The organism is Paenibacillus sp. PAMC 26794 (genome assembly GCF_000316035.1).
Lineage (GTDB): Bacteria > Bacillota > Bacilli > Paenibacillales > Paenibacillaceae > Paenibacillus.
Genome location: NZ_ANHX01000017.1, coordinates 73,074 through 95,600, shown reverse-complemented (window position 1 = coordinate 95,600; position 22,527 = coordinate 73,074). Strand labels below are relative to the sequence as shown.

The window sequence follows — 22,527 nt, the reverse complement described above, 5'->3', positions numbered from 1 at the left end:
ATTTTTAATATGGCGTTGAGTTGTGCAGGATATAACGCTTATAATATACAAAGGAGCATTTTGCATAAATCCCCTGAGCGTCTTCCAATCAGCAAGATATAGATCGAAATGATTTTGTTCGTCTATATCTTGTACCCGTGAGCGGTAGGATTCGAATTATGCAAAATGCTGAAAGAATTAAGTCTATATAGAAAAGGTGTCATGAATGAGCATATTAAATGTAGAAAAATTAAGTCACGGGTTTGGTGACCGTGCTATCTTTAACGACGTTTCATTCCGCCTGTTGAAGGGCGAACATATTGGTCTGATCGGGGCCAATGGTGAAGGTAAATCCACCTTCATGAACATTATTACAGGAAAACTTCAGCCGGATGAAGGCAAGGTGGAGTGGTCCAAACGGATGCGTGTTGGTTATCTGGACCAGCATGCTGTATTGAACAAAGGTCAATCGATCCGTGACGTACTTCGCGGCGCGTTCCAGTATTTGTTCGACATGGAACAGGAAATGAATGATATGTATGGCAAAATGGGCGATGTAACTCCGGAAGAGCTTGAACAACTTCTTGAAGACGTAGGTACAATTCAGGATACGCTGACAAACCAGGATTTCTACATGATCGATGCCAAAGTGGATGAAACCGCACGTGGTCTGGGTCTGACGGATATCGGTCTGGATAAAGACGTCAATGACCTGAGTGGTGGACAGCGTACCAAAGTACTGCTTGCCAAGCTGCTGCTTGAAAAACCTGATATTTTGCTGCTCGATGAGCCTACGAACTATTTGGATGAATTGCATATCGAATGGCTGAAACGTTATTTGCAGGAATATGAGAATGCTTTTATTCTGATCTCTCACGATATTCCGTTCCTGAACAGTGTTATCAACTTGATCTATCACATGGAGAACCAGAATCTAACTCGCTATGTGGGCGATTATGATCACTTCCAGGAAGTGCATGAGATGAGAAAACAGCAGCTGGAGTCGGCTTACAAGCGCCAACAACAAGAGATTGCTGACCTCAAGGATTTTGTAGCGCGGAACAAAGCAAGTGTTGCTACACGTAATATGGCGATGTCCAGACAGAAGAAGCTCGACAAGATGGATGTCATTGAGATCGCCAAGGAGAAACCGAAACCGCAGTTCAACTTCCGTGATGCGAGAACATCCGGCAAGCTCATTTTCGAAACCAAAGGACTTGTGATTGGTTACAACGAACCGTTGTCCAGACCACTGGATCTGCGTATGGAGCGCGGACAGAAGATTGCCCTTGTTGGTGCGAACGGAATCGGTAAAACAACCCTGATGCGCAGTATTCTGGGTGAAATTCAAGCTCTGGAAGGAACCGTTCAACGCGGTGAACATCTGGAGATTGGTTACTTCCAGCAAGAGATGAAGGATGCCAACTACAATACATGTATTGAAGAGATCTGGCAGGAGTTCCCTTCGTATACCCAATTCGAGGTGCGTGCTGCACTTGCAAAATGTGGATTGACTACAAAACACATTGAGAGCAAGGTAGCTGTACTAAGTGGTGGCGAGAAAGCCAAAGTACGTCTCTGTAAGCTGATTAATAATGAAACCAACCTGCTTGTACTCGATGAGCCGACGAACCATCTGGACGTTGATGCCAAGGAAGAGTTGAAACGTGCGCTCAAGGCTTACAAAGGCAGTATTCTTCTGATCTCCCACGAACCGGAATTCTACCGTGATGTCGTTACGGAGACTTGGAACTGTGAGTCGTGGACAACAAAAGTATTCTAAATAGAGGTTGTTCAAAAAGTCCGCTTTTGATTACGAATCATGCCTAGCGGCAACATCAGCATCGAATATGGGATTCAGCCGAAATGTCCGTTGCTCACGTAGCTCTATCTACGCTCCGCTACTCCATTTCTAGCTTCATCCCATCTTCTCGGTACTGAAAACCAGACTTTTTGAACACGGATTAATAATACGTGCGAGCTTGCGAACAAGCTCGAAGCGTGAGAAAGGTGCGAATTTTGCTTGCAAAACAGGCAGAACTCGCGCTTTTTTTTGCGCGGTTTTAACGAAAAATGTTTGAGCCCAATTCACAGTTGACAACTGGAATAAGGCAATAATATAATTCAGGAAAGCGATTACATTTATATATTAAAAACCTGTTTCACTGCATAGGGGCAAAGAAAACACGGTATTCCGTATGGGTATCATTGCACTTAGAAGGGAAAACGGGTCTTTTTTTGCACTCCAATGAAACCGGTTTCATTAAAATAAGGAGGTGGACAAGAGCTCGTTACTGACCACTGGTTGCTGAAGATAGGCTGAACAACAACACCGCGCATACAAGAACCATGCTTTCATCTTTCACGCCAAAGGAGAGAATGAACATTGGATAAACTCAGGAAACCCATGATATTCATGTTATCTGCAACACTTGCGCTGTCTTCCGGACCGTTGATGCTGCCGAGTAAGGCGTATGCCGATCTGAGCAGTATACCCGCCACGTTGTTGCAGGACGATTTTTCGGATGGGAATTACACGGAATCACCTGCGTGGAACGTAAGCTCAGGCAACTGGGAAGTATTCGCTGACCCGACAGATGCGTCCAACTCCACGCTTTTCCAGAGCGATACCAATGAAGGTATCATCTCTACTGGAGACTCCATGTCGGACATGGCCGTGTCCATGCGCTTTTACACGGGAGCCGGTCAGGGGTATCCGGGAATATTGCCGCGGTTTCAGGATAAGAGCAACTTTTACTATTTTCAAATGCAGGTTCCCAATAATAAACTCGTTTTCTCCAAACGGGTGAACGGAACAGACACAACTTTGAAAACGGTGGACTATGCGTTTGCCAAAAACACATGGTACACACTCAAAGTGGTGTTATCAGGTACCACCATTCGCGGGTATATCGCAGAAAACGGCTCCGATCGATTAGTATTTGATCTGGTCGATACTACATACGGATCAGGTACCGTGGGCATTCGGAATAAGTGGCAGTCGGTACATGCAGATGACGTGATCATTGCCGAGCAACCGCCTGGGAACGATATTCAGCTCTCCATTGCTGAACAAACGGCGTCTTCAGTTTCACTGCAATGGTCTGAAATCGCGGGTGCATCAGCCTATTGCTTGTATCGTTCCTCTACGCCTGAAGGCGGCTATTCCCTGGTAACCAATACCGGAACTTTGGAACACACGGATGAAGGATTAAGCGGGGATACGGCGTATTATTACAGGCTCGCTTATGAATACGGAGGCCTAACCGAATCATTATGGACTGCTCCGCTGGAAGTTCGGACGACTGCGGCGGCACCACAGGCTCCTGGCGAATTACAGGCCGAAGCTCTCAATGCCACGAGCGTGAAGCTATCTTGGTCCGCCGTGGACAAGTCAACGGGTTATCGCGTGGTTCGGGCCGAAGCTGGCAGTGAGCAATACGAGCAGATCTATGAAGGGAAGGGGCTTACTTTTACAGAACAGGGGCTTGAGCCCGGCACAAGCTACAGCTATCGTGTGACGGCCTTTAATGCAGCTGGTGAGTCAGCGCCCACTGTTGCAGAAGCCACGACATACTCCATTGACTCTCCAGCAGAGTTCGTTGCCACAGCTGTGACGGATACATCAATCTCTCTGGGGTGGAATGTCCTGCCTGGATCTGATGTAACGTATACCGTGTCCCGTGCAACCAGTGCTACGGGTACGTATCAGGAGGTCTATAGTAGCAATAAAAGCACGTTTAACGATAGTGGTCTGACGATGGGCACAGGATATTTTTACATCATCCAGGCGACCATGGATGGCGTAACTTCTCCAGCATCCGCACCGTTGGGTGTTGCCACGATTCGTACAAGCATTACACCGGGGCAACTGTGGCCGGATTTGGACGGGAAACCGATCGATGCGCATGGGGCTGGCTTTTTCTATGATGAACAGACGGAGACTTATTACTGGTATGGCGAATATCATAAGGGCGGCTGGCCAGCTGTTGGTGTGCGTGTGTATTCATCGAAGGATCTGATGAACTGGACTGACGAGGGCATGGCTCTGACGACGCTCCAATCGATGGATGATTTTGACAATGACCCGTTGATCTCCGAATTGTATGCGGGGCGTGAAGACCGCGTGGATATCTGGGCAGATATCCGCAAAGGACGGATCATTGAGCGACCAAAGGTCATCTACAACGACAAAACGAAGAAATACGTGATGTGGGCCCACATGGACGGTGACAAGGACCCCTATAACGATAATGCGAATTACGGCAAGGCGCGGGCCGGTTATGCGATCAGCGACTCTCCAACAGGGCCTTTTGTGTATCAGAAGAGTTACCGGATGGACAGAGCTCCCGAGGGGGAGAAAGATTACTTCCCAAGCGATAAGGGTATGGCACGTGATATGACGTTGTTCAAGGACGATGACGGCACTGGCTATCTGATTTACTCCAGCGAGGAAAACCTGACGCTCTATATCTCCAAACTGAATGAAGACTACAGTGACGTAACAGGGTGGCATAAGGAAGGTCGAACGGATGACAAAGGCAATCCGGTAAGAGATTCCACCTATCAGGCGCAATACGGCGTCGATTACGTGCGGGTGTTCCCGGGAGGGCAACGCGAAGCGCCAGCGATGTTCAAGTATCAGGGTAAATATTATATTTTGACCTCTGGAGCTTCCGGCTGGGCCCCTAACGAAAACAAAGTGACGGTGGCGGACAACATCTTTGGCCCTTGGTCAACGCAGACCAATCCGTTCGTGCGCACGTTGCCGACCGATCCCGACCCAGGCAAGGCATTTGGCACGCAGACCACAGCGGTTATACCGGTCGATCCGGAAAAAGGCAAATTCATTTACGTAGGGGATACATGGAATGGTGGCAATTTCTCGAATGACGCTGCAAAATACGTGTTCTTGCCAATTGAGTTTGGAATAGGCTCAGACATCGCGATCAAGTGGTATAACAGCTGGACACCTGATCTGCTGAATTCGATGGGCAAGGTAGATATTGCTGATCCCTTGCCAGAAGCCGTGGCGCTTGGCAAAGTACCATCCCTGCCAACAACATTGAATGTGCGCGAAGGTGGAGCACTGGTATCAACGCCAGCAGTATGGACAATTGATAACCGGGCCATGACGGCAGAAGATTTTGCCAAGCCAGGACCGCTCACACTACAGGTAACGACACCGGAATATAACAACAAAAAGCAGGCAGTTCGCGTAAACGTCATTCCGGAGAATACACTATATTTTGTGAACAGCGGAGGTTACGAAACGGCTGATTACAGTCTCATGGGTGCTTATATGAAGGGAACGCTTGCGAACCCGGGAACGGCCGATCAGATGTACGCTCCGGCTGAGGGACATAGTTGGGGTTATGTCAGCGCAGATGCACTGGCATCCGGTTCGAATGGTGGTGATATATTCTCGACCGTACGTTATCTGAACGGTGGCAATGTCAGCAATTCTCCTAAAGGCACGGATTTAACCTATACATTTGATGTGCCAAACGGGACATACGATGTCTACGCCGGATTCAACGATCCGTGGACCAATACATCGCGCAGAGCGAATTTAATCATCAATGGCACTAATACCGGTGCAGTTACTTTTACGCCTGCCAATGTTAGAGCCCATAAAGGCATCAGCGTGTCGGACAACAAACTGGAGTTGACCGTGCGCAACACGGCATCGCAGGACCCGATGATTAGCTGGATTATGATCGTTAAACCTGACGCCCCGCCACCTGCCAATGACAGTGCTGGCCTTAATGCTGATGCGTTGGATTCAACGAGCGCAACGCTTCACTGGGATGCTCATCTTGGTGCAGCAAGCTACAAGCTCTACCGCTCAGATCGTGAGCAAGGAGAGTATAAGGTGGTCTATAGCGGCAATGGACGGGAGTACACGGACAGTGAACTGAACCCCGGCACGGAATATTATTACAAAGTGGAAGCTTTGGATGCCACGGGGCAGTCCTTGAGAGGTGTATCTTCCGCTTATCAGGTGCACACGGCTCAGCAGAGCGCTGCCGATGTAGCTACAAGCATTACAGCATTGGAACAACCTTCCGCAGGTACGAAAAAACTGAAGTTACCGGTAGTGCCGCAAGGTTTCACGGTGACCATCGCTTCCAGTTCGGTACCGTCGGTCATTCAAACCGATGGAACGATTGTCCCGCCATCTAAGGAAACGACAGTAACACTGGAGTTGGAAATTACTCGAACTTCTGATGACAGTAAAGCCCTGACTATACCGTTGATGGTGAAGGTGCTCGAATCTGTTCCTTCCCCTGGAGGCACGGACCCTGGTTCGGGCGGTAATTCAGGCGGCAATTCCGGTGGGAATACAGGAAATGGTTCTGGTTCAGCCAACAATGGAGGACAAACAGGAAGTGGTAACCCAAGTGCAGAGAATGCGGTACCGCAACCTAAACCGGAGAAAGACCGTTCTGTTCTGGAGTTGCAGGGACAGTCTGATCAGAAGGGTGTAGTGCAGTCCGACGTGGATGCTTCAACGATTAAAGAGGCTTTTAAAGTTGCCCCCTCAACAGATGCGGGTCAGCGCTTGGTCGAACTTCGGCTGAAGCCGGTTTCGGGAGCAACGGTATATGAAGTATCTCTGCCTGCCTCTGCGTTGTTAGATCAAGGTGAATCACATGTGTTCAACATCGTTACTGAGCTGGGGACGTTGGAGCTACCTGCGACACTGTTAACCAAGCATGTGGTTGGTGATGGGACTGCATCAATCCGATTGGTCAGAACGGAGCTGCCAAAAACCGTCGCAGATCAGCTCGGCACGAAATATGGAGTCCAGCTTGAACTTCAACTGGATGGTCAACCATGGCCATCAAGAAGCGAATTGGTGCTTCGTCTGCCGTACCAATCATCGCCAAATACTCAACAGGATCGTATTGTAGCGTTTGCCATTGACGCGAACGGTGTGGCAACCCCGTTGCCGCAAAGTTACTACGATCGAAAAAGCGGGCAGCTTGTATTTTCCGTAACATCACTCACAGGAAATTATGCTGTTGTGCCTGTGGTACAGACATTCGTAGATCTTGCAGAAGTGCAGTGGGCCAAGAAAGCAATGGAGGCTTTGGCTGTCCGAGGTGTAATTGATGCAGAGGCAAAGGGGGATTCCACGCAGTTACATCCAAAACAGGAGATGACCCGCGGCCAATACATGCAATGGTTGATGACTGCGCTGGGTTTGAATGCTTCTTCCGGGAATGCGTTCTCTGATGTGAACGAAAATGCACCGTACTACGAAGCAGTTACAGCTGCGCGTTCGCTAGGTATCACCAGTGGTACCGGTGACGGACGCTTCTTGCCAGAGTCCACGATCACTCGTCAAGAGATGATGACGTTGACAGTGAGGGCGCTTGCGGCGGCTGGACTGGTTGACTCCGAGACTGCTGCAACAGATAACCTTAGTGGTTTCCGCGACGCTTCCGAGATTCGCTCCTATGCCCGGGATAGTGTGGCATTACTTGTGAATCTGGGCATCGCCCACGGGTACAACGGTGAGGTGAAACCACTTGACGAAGCGACCCGAGCCGAATCGGCTACGTTGTTATATGCGATGATGGGCAAACTGGTATGGAATAAGTGATGATACACTTGAATCGTAGCGTGTGAAAAAGAAGGTTTACTTTGACCTGGAACTCAGGTTGGAGTAAGCCTTTTGGAGTTTGCCTTGTTCATATATTTCACTTTTAACTTCAACTTGAGCTGGCCGCTAAATTAAAAATAAAACAAAACCGTCCTTGATTTAAAAAGGAGGGTTTTTGTTGTTTTTTGTCATTTATCAGTGAAACTGATAAATGCTATAAAATCATTGAAATTGACCCTCAACACCCGGTGTGTTAGGTTTTAGAGAGAAGAAATTAAATTAATGTGATGATTTTAGTCGGAATTAAAATCGAAGCAATGCGCGAGGTGGCAAACAGTGGAACTTCAAGTGACAAACAGCCCTTTTAATCAAGAACAAGTTGAACTGCTTAATCGTCTTATTCCTACATTGACCGATGGACAACGTACTTGGTTGAGCGGGTATATTGCAGCAATTCAGGCAAGCGCGACAATAGCGACTCCAGCTAACCTGGTACAGGCTGCACCAACTACAGGTATTTCACCTGTCAGTGCTCCGCCAGTATCCCGGGAAGTTACCGTGCTGTTTGGTTCACAAACCGGGAATTCCAGTGGGCTATCGAAAAAGCTGGCCAAGAAACTTGAAGAGCAAGGTCTTCAGGTAACGTTGTCATCGATGGGAGATTTCAAACCGAACGGACTCAAGAAAATTGAAAATCTCCTCATCATCGTCAGTACGCATGGCGAAGGCGAGCCACCAGATAATGCGATTCCGCTGCATGAATTTCTGAACAGCAAACGGGCTCCCAAGCTTGAAGGACTTCGTTACTCGGTGTTGGCTCTGGGAGATACCTCCTATGAGTTCTTTTGTCAGACAGGTAAGGACTTCGATAATCGATTGCAGGAATTGGGTGGTACAGCCCTTGTACCGCGTGTGGACTGTGATGTTGATTTTGATGAAGCAGCTGCGGAGTGGATGAATGAAGTACTGGCATCTTTAAGCAGTACATCTGCTGCTGCGAGTACGGTAACCACTGAGGGGGTTACAGCTGCGGTGAGCGGCGGGGAATCCGAATATGATCGCACGAATCCATTCAAGGCTGAAGTGTTGGAGAATCTCAATCTGAACGGCAGAGGATCGGACCGTGAAACACGCCACATTGAGTTGTCTTTGGAAGGCTCCAGCCTGGACTACGAACCAGGTGACAGTCTTGGGGTATTCCCTGAGAATCATCCGCGCCTTGTGGAGGAATTGATTGCAGCCATGGGATGGAATGCCGATGAACGCGTGACCGTGAATAAAAACGGGGATCAGGCATCTGTGCACGAAGCGTTGCTGCGTTATTTTGAAATTACAGCGGTGACGAAACCGGTCGTGGAACAACTTGCGAAACTGAATCCTGGGAGTGGCCTGACGGCATTACTCGCAGATGATTCCGAATTCCGCACGGTCATGAATAGCTGTGATCTGCTGGATCTGGTTCAGGATTATAATCTGAAAGGGATTCCTGCTGCAGAATTCGTAGCTGCTCTTCGCAAAATTCCGGCACGTCTATACTCCATAGCGAGTAGTTCGAAGTCTTTCCCGGATGAAGTTCATCTTACCGTTCGCTCGGTACGTTATGAAGCGCGTGGCAGAGAACGTTATGGTGTATGCTCGGTACATCTGGCTGAACGAATCGAAGCTGGCGACACCCTGCCTGTATATATACAGCATAACCCGAATTTCAAGCTGCCTGAGAACCCGGATACACCGATCATCATGGTTGGCCCAGGTACAGGTGTAGCGCCGTTCAGATCTTTCCTTGGTGAGCGTGAAGAAACAGGAGCAGAGGGCAAGACATGGTTGTTCTACGGAGATCAGCATTTCGCCACTGACTTCTTGTACCAGACGGAGTGGCAGCGTTGGCTCAGAGATGGTGTGCTCACGAAGATGGATGTAGCCTTCTCACGTGATACCGAACAGAAAGTGTATGTACAACATCGCATGCTGGAACACAGCAAAGAGTTGTACCAGTGGCTCCAGGAAGGTGCAAGTATATATATCTGTGGTGACGAGAAAAAAATGGCACATGATGTGCATGCTGCACTTACCACGATTCTCGAACAAGAAGGCGGCTTATCGCCTGAGCAGGCATCGGAATATCTGACACGGTTGCAACAGGAGAAACGTTATCAGCGGGACGTCTATTAATTACCGGCGCAGCCGGATTGCATTATCCCGCAGAGACGAGAGGAGAAAGCAGCATGGCTTATAATAACTTACTTAACCCACAGCGCACGAATAGCGATGTGGAAGATATAAAGATCAAAAGTGATTACTTGCGTGGAAGTCTGACCGAAACGTTGGCCGATCGTATCACGGGGGCTATTCCAGAGGACGACAACCGTCTGATGAAACACCACGGCAGTTATATGCAGGATGACCGTGACCTGCGTAACGAGCGTCACAAATCCAAGTTGGAGCCTGCATACCAATTCATGTTGCGTGTGCGTGCTTCCGGTGGGATTGTAACTCCAGAGCAGTGGCTGATGATGGATCGGGTAGCGCATAAATATGCGAATGAGACGATTCGTCTGACCACACGTCAGTCTTTCCAACTGCATGGCGTACTGAAGTGGGATCTTAAGAACACCATTCGCGAAGTAAACGATTCGTTGTTAAGCACACTGGCTGCATGTGGTGACGTAAACCGTAACGTGATGTGTAACCCGAATCCGAATCAATCCGATGTTCATGCTGAAGTGTACGAGTGGGCATGTCAGGTGAGCAATCATCTGGACCCTCGCACACGGGCCTATCATGAGCTGTGGCTGGACGGAGAGAAAGTGATTGATTCCCAGGACTCGGACGAAGAAGTTGAACCAATCTATGGCAAAGTGTATTTGCCACGGAAGTTCAAAATCGGCATTGCTGTACCACCATCCAATGATGTGGATGTCTATTCACAGGATCTTGGCTTTATTGCTATTGTGGAGAACGGCAAGCTGCAAGGCTTCAACGTTTCTGTTGGCGGCGGCATGGGGATGTCTCATGGTGACGCCAAAACCTATCCTCAGGTGTCCAAAGTCATTGGTTTCTGTACGCCGGAGCAAATGATTGATGTGGCAGAGAAAACAGTTATGATTCAGCGTGATTATGGAGATCGTGCAGTTCGTAAACATGCTCGTTTCAAATATACGCTGGATGATCGTGGTGTGGAGTGGTTTGTCGAAGAGCTGACCAGTCGTCTGGGATGGAAACTGGATGCGGCACGTCCGTATCATTTTGAGACTAACGGAGATCGATATGGTTGGGTAAAAGGTAATAATGGCAGATGGCATTACACGCTGTTCATTCAGAATGGTCGTGTAAAAGATATAGACGGCTATCCGCTCATGACGGGTCTACGTGAAATTGCCAAAGTGCATACGGGTGATTTCCGTCTGACTGCGAACCAAAATCTGATCATCGGTAATATTGGCAGCCAGAAAAAGAAAAAGATTGAAGCTCTGATTCAGCAATACAATCTGACCGATGGTGCACATTACTCTGCGCTACGCAGAAGCTCGATGGCTTGTGTTGCGTTTCCGACCTGCGGCCTTGCGATGGCTGAGTCCGAACGTTACTTGCCGTCCCTGATCGATAAACTGGAGCCTGTATTGGACGAAGCTGGGCTGAGAGACGAAGAAATTGTCATTCGGATGACCGGCTGCCCGAACGGATGCGCAAGACCGATGCTGGCGGAGATTTCATTTATCGGTAAAGCGCCGGGTAAATACAACATGTATCTCGGTGGCAGCTTCACCGGACATCGCTTGAATAAGCTGTACAAAGAAAACATTGGCGAAACCGAGATTCTGGACACATTAACTCCAATGGTCAACCAGTATGCCAAAGAGCGCAATGAAGGTGAACATTTCGGAGACTTTGTCATTCGTGCGGGTTATGTTCCTGAAGTGTTGGATGGTCGACAATTTCACGCTTAAATTGACCGGGTAAGATGAACTGAAATTAGGACTGATTTAGGGCGGAAGCATTCCTTTATGGGGTGCTTCTTGTCTGCTATATATGGAGATAATAGAGGTGACGTTAGTTGCTGCTGAGAGATTTATGAGAGGATACACTGAGGCTAAACTTCTAACGGAGATGGATAATCACCTCAGTTATTCCCATTATTTCGTTCGTATTAACTTGTTGAAGTACGTTCAACAAGATATAATGGCATAGTAGAAAGCAGATTACATGTTGAAAGTGAGCGGAAACGATATGGGTCGTAAGTGGAATAATATCAAGGAAAAAAAAGCTTCAAAAGATGCAAACACGAGCCGGGTCTACGCTAAATTCGGCGTTGAGATCTATGTAGCTGCCAAGAAGGGCGAACCGGACCCGGAAGCGAACCGTGCACTGAAAGTCGTGCTGGAACGTGCCAAAACGTATAATGTACCCAAAGCCATTATTGATCGTGCGATGGAAAAAGCTAAAGGCAGCGGGGATGAGAACTATGAAGAGCTGCGTTATGAAGGCTTCGGACCGAATGGTGCGATGGTCATCGTTGATGCACTCACCAACAACGTGAATCGTACGGCGCCGGAAGTGCGCTCTGCGTTTAACAAAAATGCGGGTAACATGGGTGTCAGTGGTTCTGTTGCCTATATGTTTGATCCAACAGCGGTCATCGGTGTAGAAGGCAAGAACTCCGAAGAAGTACTGGAACTTTTGCTTGAAGCAGATGTGGATGTACGTGATATCGTGGACGAAGACGAAGCTGTGATTGTATATGCAGAACCGGATCAATTCCACGCTGTACAAGAAGCATTCAAAGCTGCCGGTGTTACCGAGTTCACAGTAGCCGAGCTGACGATGCTTGCGCAAAACCATATTGAACTTCCAGAGGATGCACAAGCTCAGTTCGAGAAACTGATCGATGCGCTTGAGGACCTTGAAGATGTTCAACAAGTTTACCATAACGTAGAGTTCGTGTAAGATAACGAGGCGATACGTGGTTTGATTGCATGAAAAGAGTGTCTGACCAATCTGTGGGATTGGTCAGACACTCTTTTTTGTTCGTTTACGAGTCAGACTGCAACGTTCCAGGGGACTGCTCTGATTTTTCCGATTTACGTCCACCGAACTTGAACAATACTATTCCGCCAACAATGACAAGTACACCGAGCAGCTGATTCCATGAAAAAGGAATTTGCTCCAGACCGAGCCACCCCATGGAATCAAATAGTAGCGCAAAACTCAGTTGGGATGTTAGCACGATCGAGATGGCATACGTGGGACCAAGCAGCTTCATCCCTTGCACGAGACAGAAGACCACGCCAACGCCGATGGCTCCACTGAGCCAGTACCAGGGTTGCATATGCTGGAAGCTGAATGTATTTTTGCCCTCTACTAGAAGAGAGATGAGGAAAGAAGCAATAAATCCGGTGAAAAGCACCATCGTTGTTGTGGACCATGAACCGGTGTGTTCATTGACTTTGCTATTAAAAATTGTTTGCAGACTGACAAGTGCACCTGCCAGCAACGCAAGCGAAATACCTGTAATTATCATGGTTGTCGAACTCCTTATTCATAAATATTGTGACCTGCTATTTCACGTAGACCTGCCCGATCTTTGACCATAATCAATCCTTGATATCGTTCGATTAATCCGTCTGCACAGAGCTTCTGGATGACCCTGTTCAGGTGTCGGTAACTGGTGCCGATCAGATTCGCGATGTCGGTCAGATTGAACGCGTCCAGCTCTTCGTGAACGATACTGCCGGCTTCTTCTGTCGAGATGGAGAGCAGGTAGCTTGCTAGACGAACCTCCACCGGGTACATCAGGTTGAAATTGGAAAAGTTCGAGTCAATGTAGAATTTGTGAGAGATGATTTTAAGCAAAAATTTAAGTAAAGGTGCATAATCGCTGGCAAGCTCAGCGAGCCATTGATAATGAATGCGAAGCATCACCACAGGTGACACGGCCTGAACCGTATTAACAATATCGCTTTCACGGACATACTCTATGTCACCGACGACTTCAAGCGGTGTTTTAAAGCAAAGCACCAGCGTTTTGTCCTGAGCGGAGGTGGTGAAAATCTTGATTTTACCCTCGACCAGTACGTACAAATATTCGGAAGTTTCCCCTTCACGACAGATCAGTTCACACTTCTCAAAGTGGCATAACGTCATATGGGGACGCAGGGGCTCGTGAAATACCTTTTCGAGTTGATATTGCTTCAGATACTGCATTAATTGTTGCTCGTTATGGATCTCTTGCACGCTGTTGTTCACCCCCGACTATATTACTTGAAAATCTACAGTTTCATAATGATAACGCCGGTGATCATCAAGGCAATGCCCAGAAATTGAGGCAGTTTCATCTTTTGTTTCACCACGCCGAACCATCCGTTACTATCCACCAGAAAAGTCAGGAACAGCTGAGCAATGAGCAAGGCCGAGATTGTGAACGTAACCCCAATTTGCTGAATGGCCGTCACTTCGCTGAAAATAATGACGGCGCCAAAAGCACCTCCCGCCAGGTACATAGGTTTTACTTGTTTGAGTCCTTGAAGGTTGGTGTCTCTAACAAACATTAGGATCAGCGCTGCTAAGATGAAGCCTGTCAGTTGTGTAATCGTTGCGGCCTGCCATGTGCCCATGTCGGTGCTAATCCGAGTATTGGCAACACCTTGGAGCGTGATACACGCGCCGCCCAGTAATGCAAAAATAATTCCTCTCATATGTACGCTCCTTATTCAATCACTTCGACTTCTATTATTAAATGATAAATTAACTCTGAACGCCAAGGACAAATGTCCTGAGCTTTGAAGTCACAGCATCTAGAGTACTATAAAGAACTCGGTAAATCCAGATGGGGCATGAAGAGATGCGTGGCATATGTGCTCAGTACTCATTTTTCATCATAATCTAACGAACCAGTGACACCTTATTGTACTGATTCGATTGAATTGAGAAATCTAACGAATCTCAGCGACGTTAAATGGGTTATGTCGGGTAGAAATGGGCGGTAAAACAGGGGGGAATGGAGGAATAGTGTGTCTACGATTCGTTACTTTTGAAAATCGGCACATATTCGCCAAATAGAGTGTGTCAGGTTCGTTAGCTATCCAAGAACTGAAACGAGAGTCTGCCCAGCGTACCCCGGAGCATAGAAAGTATCCAAAGCTCCGGGGTAGGATAGGCAATGAGATTAGAAGCAATCAGCTAGAAGATCCTCTCCGTACAAATCCAATGATCCTATTAGATCACAGTGTACACAGGCTTCTCGTTTACAAAACGAACAGACAATTCGGGAAAACGTTCTGCCAACCTGTCTGCTAAAAGCTTCATTCCCGAAGCTTCGCTCTCTGCATGCCCCATCATGATCAGTGCCTTGGACTTACCTTGTTGCACAGCATCACGGATATATTCCGGTGTCTCCCATTCGAATCCTTCTCCTGCAATGATGAGATCCAATTGCTCATTCTGAATCAAGGGAATCGTCACATGTCCATTACCACGAAAACCTACCAGTACCGCTGCGCGTCTACAGACTATTTCCGCATTGCCTGCAACGCGTACATAATCGATGCCTAGGGAACTTTTCACATGGTGAGCAATAGCTTGGGCGGTGCTTCCTTCCGGAAAAGAAAGAATGTCTGCTTCCGCTAGTCGTTGTTCCACATAAGAGGACCACCCCAAGGCCTGAATCAGTCCTTCGGTAATGCCATCTGGTTGGAAGCGGTGGATGATATCATGACATCGATAGATGGAAATGCCTGCATCGTCGATCAAGCATTTTTTAGTTTCATAAACTGGATCATTGGCTAACCAATCGGTATGACTGTGATGGTTGTAGAAGGGGGATTCATGAGCGATAATTAGATTGGCCCCACGTTGTATGGCATGGTCAATGACATGTTGAGTGGGCATAAAAGTAACAAACACACCTGTGACCGTTTGGTCGGACGAGCCAGTAATCAGCCGATCTACCGTGTTCTCCGGTAACTCTACATGGGCTGTGAGATACTGTATAATGTCTTGAATGGTTATATTCATGAACATAAGTCCTCCAAAATAATAGATTTTATAGTTATTGTATCATTTTGAAGAATAAACAGTAGGATAGAAAGGTCTTGCTTGAAGTGACAAAACGAGTTATACTAATCAAACACAACGGAATGAACGTTCATTCCTATATAAAGGAGGGATAGACACATGGCTAAAAGCAGCAAAAAAGATGATATTTTTGCAGCTGCTTTAACGCTTTTTGCCCAGCGGGGATTCGATGCAACAACCATGCCGATGATTGCCGATTCGGCTCAGGTGGGAGCAGGAACTATTTACCGTTATTTTACGAACAAGGAAGTATTGTTGAATGAACTTTTTCAGAAAAGTATCAGGGAGTTTCTTGATGCCTTAAAACAGGGATTTCCGAATGAGCCGATACCTGTACGTGACCAGTTTCATCATATTTTTCGTGGTTTGTTCAAGTTCGCAGAGTCCGACCCGGATCGCCTAAAGTTTATTAATTCTACGGGTAATGCATTGCATTTTCACGATGAAAGCAAGGAAAGTGTCAATGAATTTATGGGGTTTCTGAATGAATGCATACATAAGGGGCAGCAGCAAGGAGCCATTCTTATACTGCCTACAGAAGCTTTAATGAATATAGTCTACGGTGCTTTCATACATCTGTTTGAACACTTTAACAAAGGTCTCCTGGAAGCGACGCCGGAGCTAATGAACCAGCTTGAGGAGTGCCTGTGGAATGCCATTAGAGTCCATTGATTCTATTGGCCTTTTTTTCAACATAAACGGAATGAATATTCATTCCTATACTAGATATAAGGTGTGTGAAGATAAATCATGAATAAACTTAGGAATTCCAGAACGATTTCCCTGATTTTTTGGATACTTATTACTCTCGTTTCTGTAGTGGCGATGCCCGATTTTGGTCAACTGGTAAAAGAAAAAGGACAGATTTCAATTCCTGAAACGTCACAAAGCCAGGTTGCTGCCATTATGTTGAAAGATATGGATAAGGATAGCGGGAATACTTATTCCATCATTGCTGTATTTAATAGTGGAGAAGATACACAAGCATTGACGAACCAGCAAAAGACGGAGATCGAATCCGTTTTATCCAACCTGAAAAATCAGAAAAAGCAACTGAATATTGAGACGATCACAACCCATCTGGATGGTGAAGAGCAAGCTGATCGGCTTATATCCGAGGACCGAACCACGATCCTGACTCAAATCACCGTCACTAAAGATGAGAATATTCCTCTTTCGGAAGTGATTAGTCTGTTAAAAGAATCTACAGCCATCCCTGATGTGGATACATATCTGACGGGAGCTGACCTGATCGATGATGATTTTGGTAAATCTATTGAAGACGGTGTGCAGAAAACAGAAATTATCGCGATCATTTTCATCCTAGTTATCCTGATTATTATTTTTAGATCGCCAATCATACCTGTTATTTCACTGCTCACGGTAGGTATATCTTACGTTGTTTCATTAGCTATTGTGGGATATCTTGTAGATTGGTTTAACTTTCCGTTCTCGAACTTTACTCAGATATTTATGGTCGTTATCCTCTTTGGTATTGGTACGGATTATAATATCCTGTTATATACCAGATTCAAGGAGGAACTAAGTAGACAGGATGGCGATGTCGTTCTTGCGACCAAAACGACATTTAAAACAGCAGGCAGAACCGTATTGTATAGCGGCATCGCTGTATTTATCGGGTTTCTTTCACTCATGCTTGCCAAGTTTCAGTTATATCAGGCAACCTCTGCGGTGGCGATCGCAGTAGCGGTTCTCATTATCGTCCTCAATACGTTGAACCCGTTCTTCATGGTTGTCATGGGCAAAAAAATGTTCTGGCCATCGAAAAAATTCGAAGGCCATGCGGACAGCCGACTGTGGGGATTTTTATCCCACCAATCGGTACGAAGGCCTTTCCTGGCAATCGTTCTGGTTGCGGTAATTAGTGTTCCTTTATTATTCAGTTACAGTAATCGACTAAGTTATAATGACCTGTTTGAAGTCAATAATGACTACAATTCCAAACAGGGAATTAATCTGATTATGGAGCATTATGCACCAGGATTCTCAGCGCCAACAACATTGGTTGTGCAATCCGAGCAGGCAATGGACAATCAGACATTGCTGAAGGCACTGGATGATCTGACGGATAAGATGACCAAGGTGGAAGGTGTCTCTGAGGTTTACAGTGTCGCTCGACCAACTGGAGTCCAAATTAAAGAGTTGTATATTAACGAGCAAGCAGAGGAGCTTAATCAGGGTATTGGTAAAGCAAACGATGGTGTAGGCAAAATTAACGAAGGTTTGTCCTCGGCAGCTGGACAGCTTCAATCTTCGAATGATTTAAGTAACGTACAGCTGTTGATTGATGGGACAAGCCGGTTGCAAGTTGGAGTAAATGCATTGGGAGACGCCATGAATCAGGTATCTGATGGGCTGAATAATGGGAAAGAAGGGGCAGAGACGTTGAAAAACGGACTTGCTACCCTTAAAGAAAAGGTTGGAGTCCTGTCTAAAGGTGCCAGTGATCTGCAAAAAGGGTATACGCAACTTGAACAGGGATTTGGTTCCTTTAGTGGTACTTTCACAAGCATCAAGACAGCTATTAAGGGAGCGCTTGATGCCTATGCTCAGATCGAAGGTAGCATGACCCGTCTAATTGCGAATTACCCTGAGTTACAACAAGAAAAAGATGCTCTAAAAGTGATTGGTATGTCGCAAGCGGCTCAAACTGAACTGAACGCGTTATACACACAGTTGGACCCGTTGATGCAGCAGTACAATGGAGCTATGGTTTCTTTCAAGGAAGCCAACGAGTCAATGGCTCAAATTAGTGGCGGTCTGACTCAGGTTGCTGTAGGTGTCGGCCAGCTTGAGGACGGTGCTGGCGAGCTATCCAAAGGTTTGGCCACTGGAGCCAATGGAACCAAGCAGATAGCGGGTAAAACATTGGAAGTGAAAGATGGGCTGGGTCAGATTAATGAAGGACAGAGCCAGTTGTTAAGCGGTCTGAACGATTTACAGGACAAAATGGGTGAGTTGAAATCCGGATTGACCGAAAGTACAAAAGGACTCTTAGATGTGTCGAAGGGTCTTGGTAATGCCGAAGATTATTTGGCCCATCTTGGCCAGTCTGATGCTGCGAAAAGCTTCTACATTCCAGAAGAGGTATTAAAAGGAGAAGAGTTTCTAAGTTCGCTCGACATGTATATGTCTTCGGATCGGAAGACAGCGGAAATCACCATCATTTTGACCGACAATCCTTATTCGAAAGAAGCGATGGATGTTGTTCAAAATCTTAAAAAGCAGTTGGAAACGGCTTTGGTTGGCACGGATTTGAGTGAGGCGAAAGTGGCACTGGGCGGCATACCGTCACAGAACCTGGATATGAAAGAATTATCCGGAGGCGATCTGAATCGGACGTCCATGATCATGCTGATTGGAATTGGATTGATACTTTTGTTCATTATTCGTTCGTTTTGGCAGACTGTAATCATTATAGGTGCGTTATTCCTGACGTATTATGTGGCCCTTGGTCTGAATGAATTGCTGGTGGTTGGCCCGCTTGGCGTTGACTATCTGAGCTGGAACGTTCCTTTCTTCAGTCTGATCATGATTGTTACACTTGGTGTGGACTACAGTATCTTCCTCATGATGAAATATCGCGAGATTGAAGGAGATCCAATTCATAAAATTACGGAGGCTTCCCGTAATATAGGAGGGGTCGTGATCTCAGCGGCAGTAATATTGGGAGGTACCTTCGCCGCACTAATTCCTTCCGGTGTTGTTACGCTCATTGAAGTAGCTATTTCTGTCATTATCGGATTGGTTTTGCTAAGTTTTGTCATGCTTCCAATCTTGCTTCCGGCTCTAATCAGTCTATTACACAAGTTAAAAAACTGGGGTTCGGGGTCCGATCCCATAAACAAATAAATAAATCATCTTTATATCAAACGATTCCTGACAAACATGACGTCAGGGGTCGTTTTTTATTTTTTTATCCTATGGATAGTAACTAAGTTATCATAACAATGCGGGAAATAATCTAACGTGAAACAATGACGGATTCATATAGTTTTCTCTAACAAGAATAAGTATACTTACATAGAGTCTTTGTCTGCATTAATGGAGCTGAGTGCAAGGAAAGCAATTTCTATTTCAATATACTGAGAATCAGTTGAGGATAAGCGTTCATTTGCAACAACAGAACAGATTGTGAAAGGGGATAACTACGATGACAGCAACAACTATTATGGAACGTCTGAAGAGCGAGACAGCTCATTATCACAGACAAGTAGAACAGAACCCTTATGCTAAAGCCATTATGAATCAAACTGTGACTATAGAAGAATATAGAACATATTTAGAGAAATTTTATGGATTCCTGAAACCGCTGGAGGATCAGGCTGTACAGCAACCTTTCTGGGAAAGTACGGGACTGGATATTGAGATTAGAGGCAAGGCTGGACTCTTGGAAAAAGATTTACGAAATCTGGGAGCCAGTGAAGAAGAAATCAGCCAACTTCCGCTCTGCGAAGAACTGCCGGATATTTCAACACCTGCCCGTTTGTTCGGATATCTGTATGTAATTGAGGGGTCCACGAACGGTGGACAGATTATGACCAAACGTTTGTCGCAGTTCCTGCCCATTGAAGCGGATCGTGGATTGGAATATTTCAATGCCTACGGCTCAGAGACAAGAACAAGATGGAGCGAGTTTACAGGTTTGCTGCAGCAGTCTGTCAGTATCCCAGAAGATCATGACAACATGGTACACAGTGCATCAGAGACATTCCGACTGTTAGATCAATGGATTAATACGTAGGGCGGACTTTTTTCATATATTAAAAGGAACCTAACACTGCTTCATCAAGGGAATTACACAAATGATCCGATAGATCTGAATAACTGTGATAAAGAACCGATTCATATCCACCATTGCTTGGACACCACTACCCGGCTTCCTGAATATTCAGCGGGAATTATCGGGCCCGAGTGGAGTTGCCACTGTTAGTGTTGGTGGTGCAGTACTGGTGCCAGATGAGAGCTCCAATGCTTCTGATCTGATCGAAAAAGCGAGTCGAGCGCTGGCTCAAGCCAAAAGTGAAGGGGAGAATCGCGCAATTGTCGTGTGATTACGCCTGTGCAACATTCGATTTGAAACGATACAATCATTATTTGAAAAAAGTTAAATAGACATAATGAAAAGAGGGCAGAAATGCCTTCTTTTTTGTGTCCAGGAATGTCTAAATTTCGTCACCGCAGACACAGCACAAGTGATATAATGATCCCTATGGATACACTTGTTCGTATTCTGTCTTGGAGGAGGGTGAGATAACGTTCTATGAAAGACAACTCAAGACAATTGGAATTTATGGAGATAGATCTGAGTGAAGAACCTAAAACAGCTGCGGTTCCGGTTCCTGATCGTTCAACCATTGTGCAGTCTGCACATGATACGATGCAGCATCGTGGAGGCATATTGTCCTCAGAGAAACGTTTTGTAGAGGAAGCAAAGCAGTGGGCAGAGATGGAGGGGGATGTATCCCCGTGGGTTCCCTTCATGAGTTACTGGCCAACGTATGGCGTGATGGATGAAGCCCAGCGCAAGTGGTATATGTTTTGGAGGAAGGAAGTACGTCAGGGGAGATACCCGGATACCGATCTGTCCTATCTATTTGTTCATATCTACGAGTTAATTAACGGCATTGGCTGGCAGAATCCTCAGGATGGTTATGATCAATTGAAGCAGCTATGGGCGAACTACCGTGAACGGCTTCCCCAATTAAATATATATATGCAAGAGTGGATGGTCGATTATGTGCTGGTCCATCAGATGGAGATGTCCTTATCCGAGGTCATGGGCCTTTCGGGCGGATACCTGCCAGCAGAGATGCTGGATAGGGAGCTGCAACGTATTTTACAGGATAAGGTATCGGATATCTCGCTGAATATGCTGCAAAGATACTATGATTACGATATTACACTCAGTAAATTCTATAGAGATGGCGGCAAAGAAGTGATGGAGCAGTACATCCCGCGGGTCATGGCCTTGGTTGATTCGTACCTGGAACGTACGCGACAAGTTGGACTGTTGCCTGAGTGTGATCCCAACGATGAACGCACGGTGGAGCGCATTCTGTTTCGCAAAGCAGTTTATGATGATTCGATCTATGGAAGATCGGTATCCTTCAGATATATGCCCATAGGTGAACAGGCTGATTTTGTGCAGATGCTGACCCGAATCTATCGATGTACTGAAAATAAACTTCGTGAACTTCTCGGATTCAGAGGCCGATTGCGAGGACAGACTCTTGAAGCCGAACTTGCAAATCTGATTGAGCGTTACCTGGACAAAACATATGCGATCGAGCAGGCGGAGGCTGTGGAGCAACCGATGATTCGTATTGATACGGAGAAATTGGCATCGTTACAGCAAGAAAGTGAGTACGTGCGATTGGCGCTTACAATTGAGGATGATCACCCTTCTGAAGTGAAGGATGAAGAGGTTAACAACGCAAATGTTGGGAGTAGTCGATTAGATACACTGGGAGCATGGGACGAGATAACTCCAACTGAAGGTTCATTGGAGCCGGACCCATCTGCAGTAGAGATTGCAACAGGAGCGCAAGTAGAATCTATTAGGTTGCAGTGGGACGAGTCTGTTGAGGCTGATCTGGATGAAGAATGGCTGCTCTTTGCCAAGGAACTATCCCCTCAGCAGGTGCAAACGATTCATGTTCTACTTGGCGCAAATCCTGATACGGAGCTGATGCATCTGGCTGAGCAATATGGAACGATGCCTACGCTTCTGCTGGATGAAATTAATGATGTGGCTATGGAAACGATCGGTGATCTTCTGATTGATGGTGATCGGATTGTTCCTGATTATATAGATGTGTTCGAACATGTGAAGAGGTGATACG

General features: G+C 46.4%; 14 protein-coding genes. 10 read left to right on the top strand and 4 right to left on the bottom strand.

Annotated elements, in window-relative coordinates; genetic code table 11:
* The first annotated feature begins 205 nt into the window (after positions 1 to 205).
* The 5 genes from D829_RS0110110 to D829_RS0110085 all read left to right on the top strand — a co-directional run bounded on the left by D829_RS0110110 (position 206) and on the right by D829_RS0110085 (position 12,535).
* On the top strand, positions 206 to 1,762 hold the full coding sequence (locus D829_RS0110110) for an ABC-F family ATP-binding cassette domain-containing protein (protein WP_017688769.1): 1,557 nt from the start codon (positions 206 to 208) through the stop codon (positions 1,760 to 1,762).
* A 603-nt stretch (positions 1,763 to 2,365) separates the two neighbouring features.
* Positions 2,366 to 7,591, top strand: a complete 5,226-nt coding sequence (locus tag D829_RS0110105) for a fibronectin type III domain-containing protein (RefSeq protein WP_017688768.1) — start codon at positions 2,366 to 2,368, stop codon at positions 7,589 to 7,591.
* A gap of 336 nt (positions 7,592 to 7,927) precedes the next feature.
* A complete protein-coding gene (locus tag D829_RS0110100; protein WP_017688767.1) occupies positions 7,928 to 9,763 on the top strand; it encodes an assimilatory sulfite reductase (NADPH) flavoprotein subunit in 1,836 nt (611 codons plus the stop codon).
* 53 nt (positions 9,764 to 9,816) lie between these two features.
* The gene (cysI, locus tag D829_RS0110095; RefSeq protein ID WP_017688766.1) at positions 9,817 to 11,538 is read left to right on the top strand and encodes an assimilatory sulfite reductase (NADPH) hemoprotein subunit; all 1,722 of its coding nucleotides are present in this window, start codon (positions 9,817 to 9,819) and stop codon (positions 11,536 to 11,538) included.
* A gap of 280 nt (positions 11,539 to 11,818) precedes the next feature.
* On the top strand, positions 11,819 to 12,535 hold the full coding sequence (locus D829_RS0110085; RefSeq protein WP_026081105.1) for a YebC/PmpR family DNA-binding transcriptional regulator: 717 nt from the start codon (positions 11,819 to 11,821) through the stop codon (positions 12,533 to 12,535).
* Between the two features lie 85 nt (positions 12,536 to 12,620).
* On the opposite strand, the gene D829_RS0110080 is transcribed toward D829_RS0110085, so the two are convergent.
* The 4 genes from D829_RS0110080 to D829_RS0110065 form a co-directional block, all read right to left on the bottom strand.
* Positions 12,621 to 13,106, bottom strand: a complete 486-nt coding sequence (locus D829_RS0110080) for a DMT family transporter (RefSeq protein ID WP_026081104.1) — start codon at positions 13,104 to 13,106, stop codon at positions 12,621 to 12,623.
* A 17-nt stretch (positions 13,107 to 13,123) separates the two neighbouring features.
* On the bottom strand, positions 13,124 to 13,822 hold the full coding sequence (locus tag D829_RS0110075; RefSeq protein WP_017688762.1) for a cyclic nucleotide-binding domain-containing protein: 699 nt from the start codon (positions 13,820 to 13,822) through the stop codon (positions 13,124 to 13,126).
* Between the two features lie 35 nt (positions 13,823 to 13,857).
* Positions 13,858 to 14,283, bottom strand: a complete 426-nt coding sequence (locus tag D829_RS0110070; RefSeq protein ID WP_017688761.1) for a DMT family transporter — start codon at positions 14,281 to 14,283, stop codon at positions 13,858 to 13,860.
* 520 nt (positions 14,284 to 14,803) lie between these two features.
* On the bottom strand, positions 14,804 to 15,601 hold the full coding sequence (locus tag D829_RS0110065; RefSeq protein ID WP_017688760.1) for a Nif3-like dinuclear metal center hexameric protein: 798 nt from the start codon (positions 15,599 to 15,601) through the stop codon (positions 14,804 to 14,806).
* 159 nt (positions 15,602 to 15,760) lie between these two features.
* Here D829_RS0110065 and D829_RS0110060 point away from each other — a divergent pair, with 159 nt between their 5' ends.
* The 5 genes from D829_RS0110060 (at position 15,761) to D829_RS0110040 (ending at position 22,523) form a co-directional block, all read left to right on the top strand.
* Positions 15,761 to 16,333 carry a TetR/AcrR family transcriptional regulator gene (locus tag D829_RS0110060; protein WP_017688759.1) on the top strand — a complete coding sequence of 191 codons (573 nt, stop codon included), beginning with the start codon at positions 15,761 to 15,763 and terminating at the stop codon, positions 16,331 to 16,333.
* A 78-nt stretch (positions 16,334 to 16,411) separates the two neighbouring features.
* Complete coding sequence (locus D829_RS0110055; RefSeq protein WP_017688758.1) at positions 16,412 to 19,534, top strand: MMPL family transporter; 3,123 nt, start codon at positions 16,412 to 16,414, stop codon at positions 19,532 to 19,534.
* A 301-nt stretch (positions 19,535 to 19,835) separates the two neighbouring features.
* Positions 19,836 to 20,426, top strand: a complete 591-nt coding sequence (locus D829_RS0110050) for a biliverdin-producing heme oxygenase (RefSeq protein WP_017688757.1) — start codon at positions 19,836 to 19,838, stop codon at positions 20,424 to 20,426.
* Between the two features lie 85 nt (positions 20,427 to 20,511).
* Positions 20,512 to 20,736 carry a GGDEF domain-containing protein gene (locus D829_RS0110045; protein WP_017688756.1) on the top strand — a complete coding sequence of 75 codons (225 nt, stop codon included), beginning with the start codon at positions 20,512 to 20,514 and terminating at the stop codon, positions 20,734 to 20,736.
* Between the two features lie 209 nt (positions 20,737 to 20,945).
* Positions 20,946 to 22,523, top strand: coding sequence for a TerB N-terminal domain-containing protein (locus D829_RS0110040; protein ID WP_017688755.1), 1,578 nt, complete (start codon positions 20,946 to 20,948; stop codon positions 22,521 to 22,523).
* Positions 22,524 to 22,527: the final 4 nt, after the last annotated feature.

What these genes read in the sequence shown, in the direction of transcription:
- D829_RS0110110 (WP_017688769.1), top strand. Translation starts at nt 206, where the DNA reads ATGAGCATATTAAATGTAGAAAAATTAAGTCACGGGTTTGGTGACCGT.
- cysI (WP_017688766.1), top strand. Translation starts at nt 9,817, where the DNA reads ATGGCTTATAATAACTTACTTAACCCACAGCGCACGAATAGCGATGTG.
- D829_RS0110085 (WP_026081105.1), top strand. Translation starts at nt 11,819, where the DNA reads ATGGGTCGTAAGTGGAATAATATCAAGGAAAAAAAAGCTTCAAAAGAT.
- D829_RS0110070 (WP_017688761.1), bottom strand. Translation starts at nt 14,283, where the DNA reads ATGAGAGGAATTATTTTTGCATTACTGGGCGGCGCGTGTATCACGCTC.
- D829_RS0110065 (WP_017688760.1), bottom strand. Translation starts at nt 15,601, where the DNA reads ATGAATATAACCATTCAAGACATTATACAGTATCTCACAGCCCATGTA.
- D829_RS0110060 (WP_017688759.1), top strand. Translation starts at nt 15,761, where the DNA reads ATGGCTAAAAGCAGCAAAAAAGATGATATTTTTGCAGCTGCTTTAACG.
- D829_RS0110055 (WP_017688758.1), top strand. Translation starts at nt 16,412, where the DNA reads ATGAATAAACTTAGGAATTCCAGAACGATTTCCCTGATTTTTTGGATA.
- D829_RS0110050 (WP_017688757.1), top strand. Translation starts at nt 19,836, where the DNA reads ATGACAGCAACAACTATTATGGAACGTCTGAAGAGCGAGACAGCTCAT.
- D829_RS0110040 (WP_017688755.1), top strand. Translation starts at nt 20,946, where the DNA reads ATGAAAGACAACTCAAGACAATTGGAATTTATGGAGATAGATCTGAGT.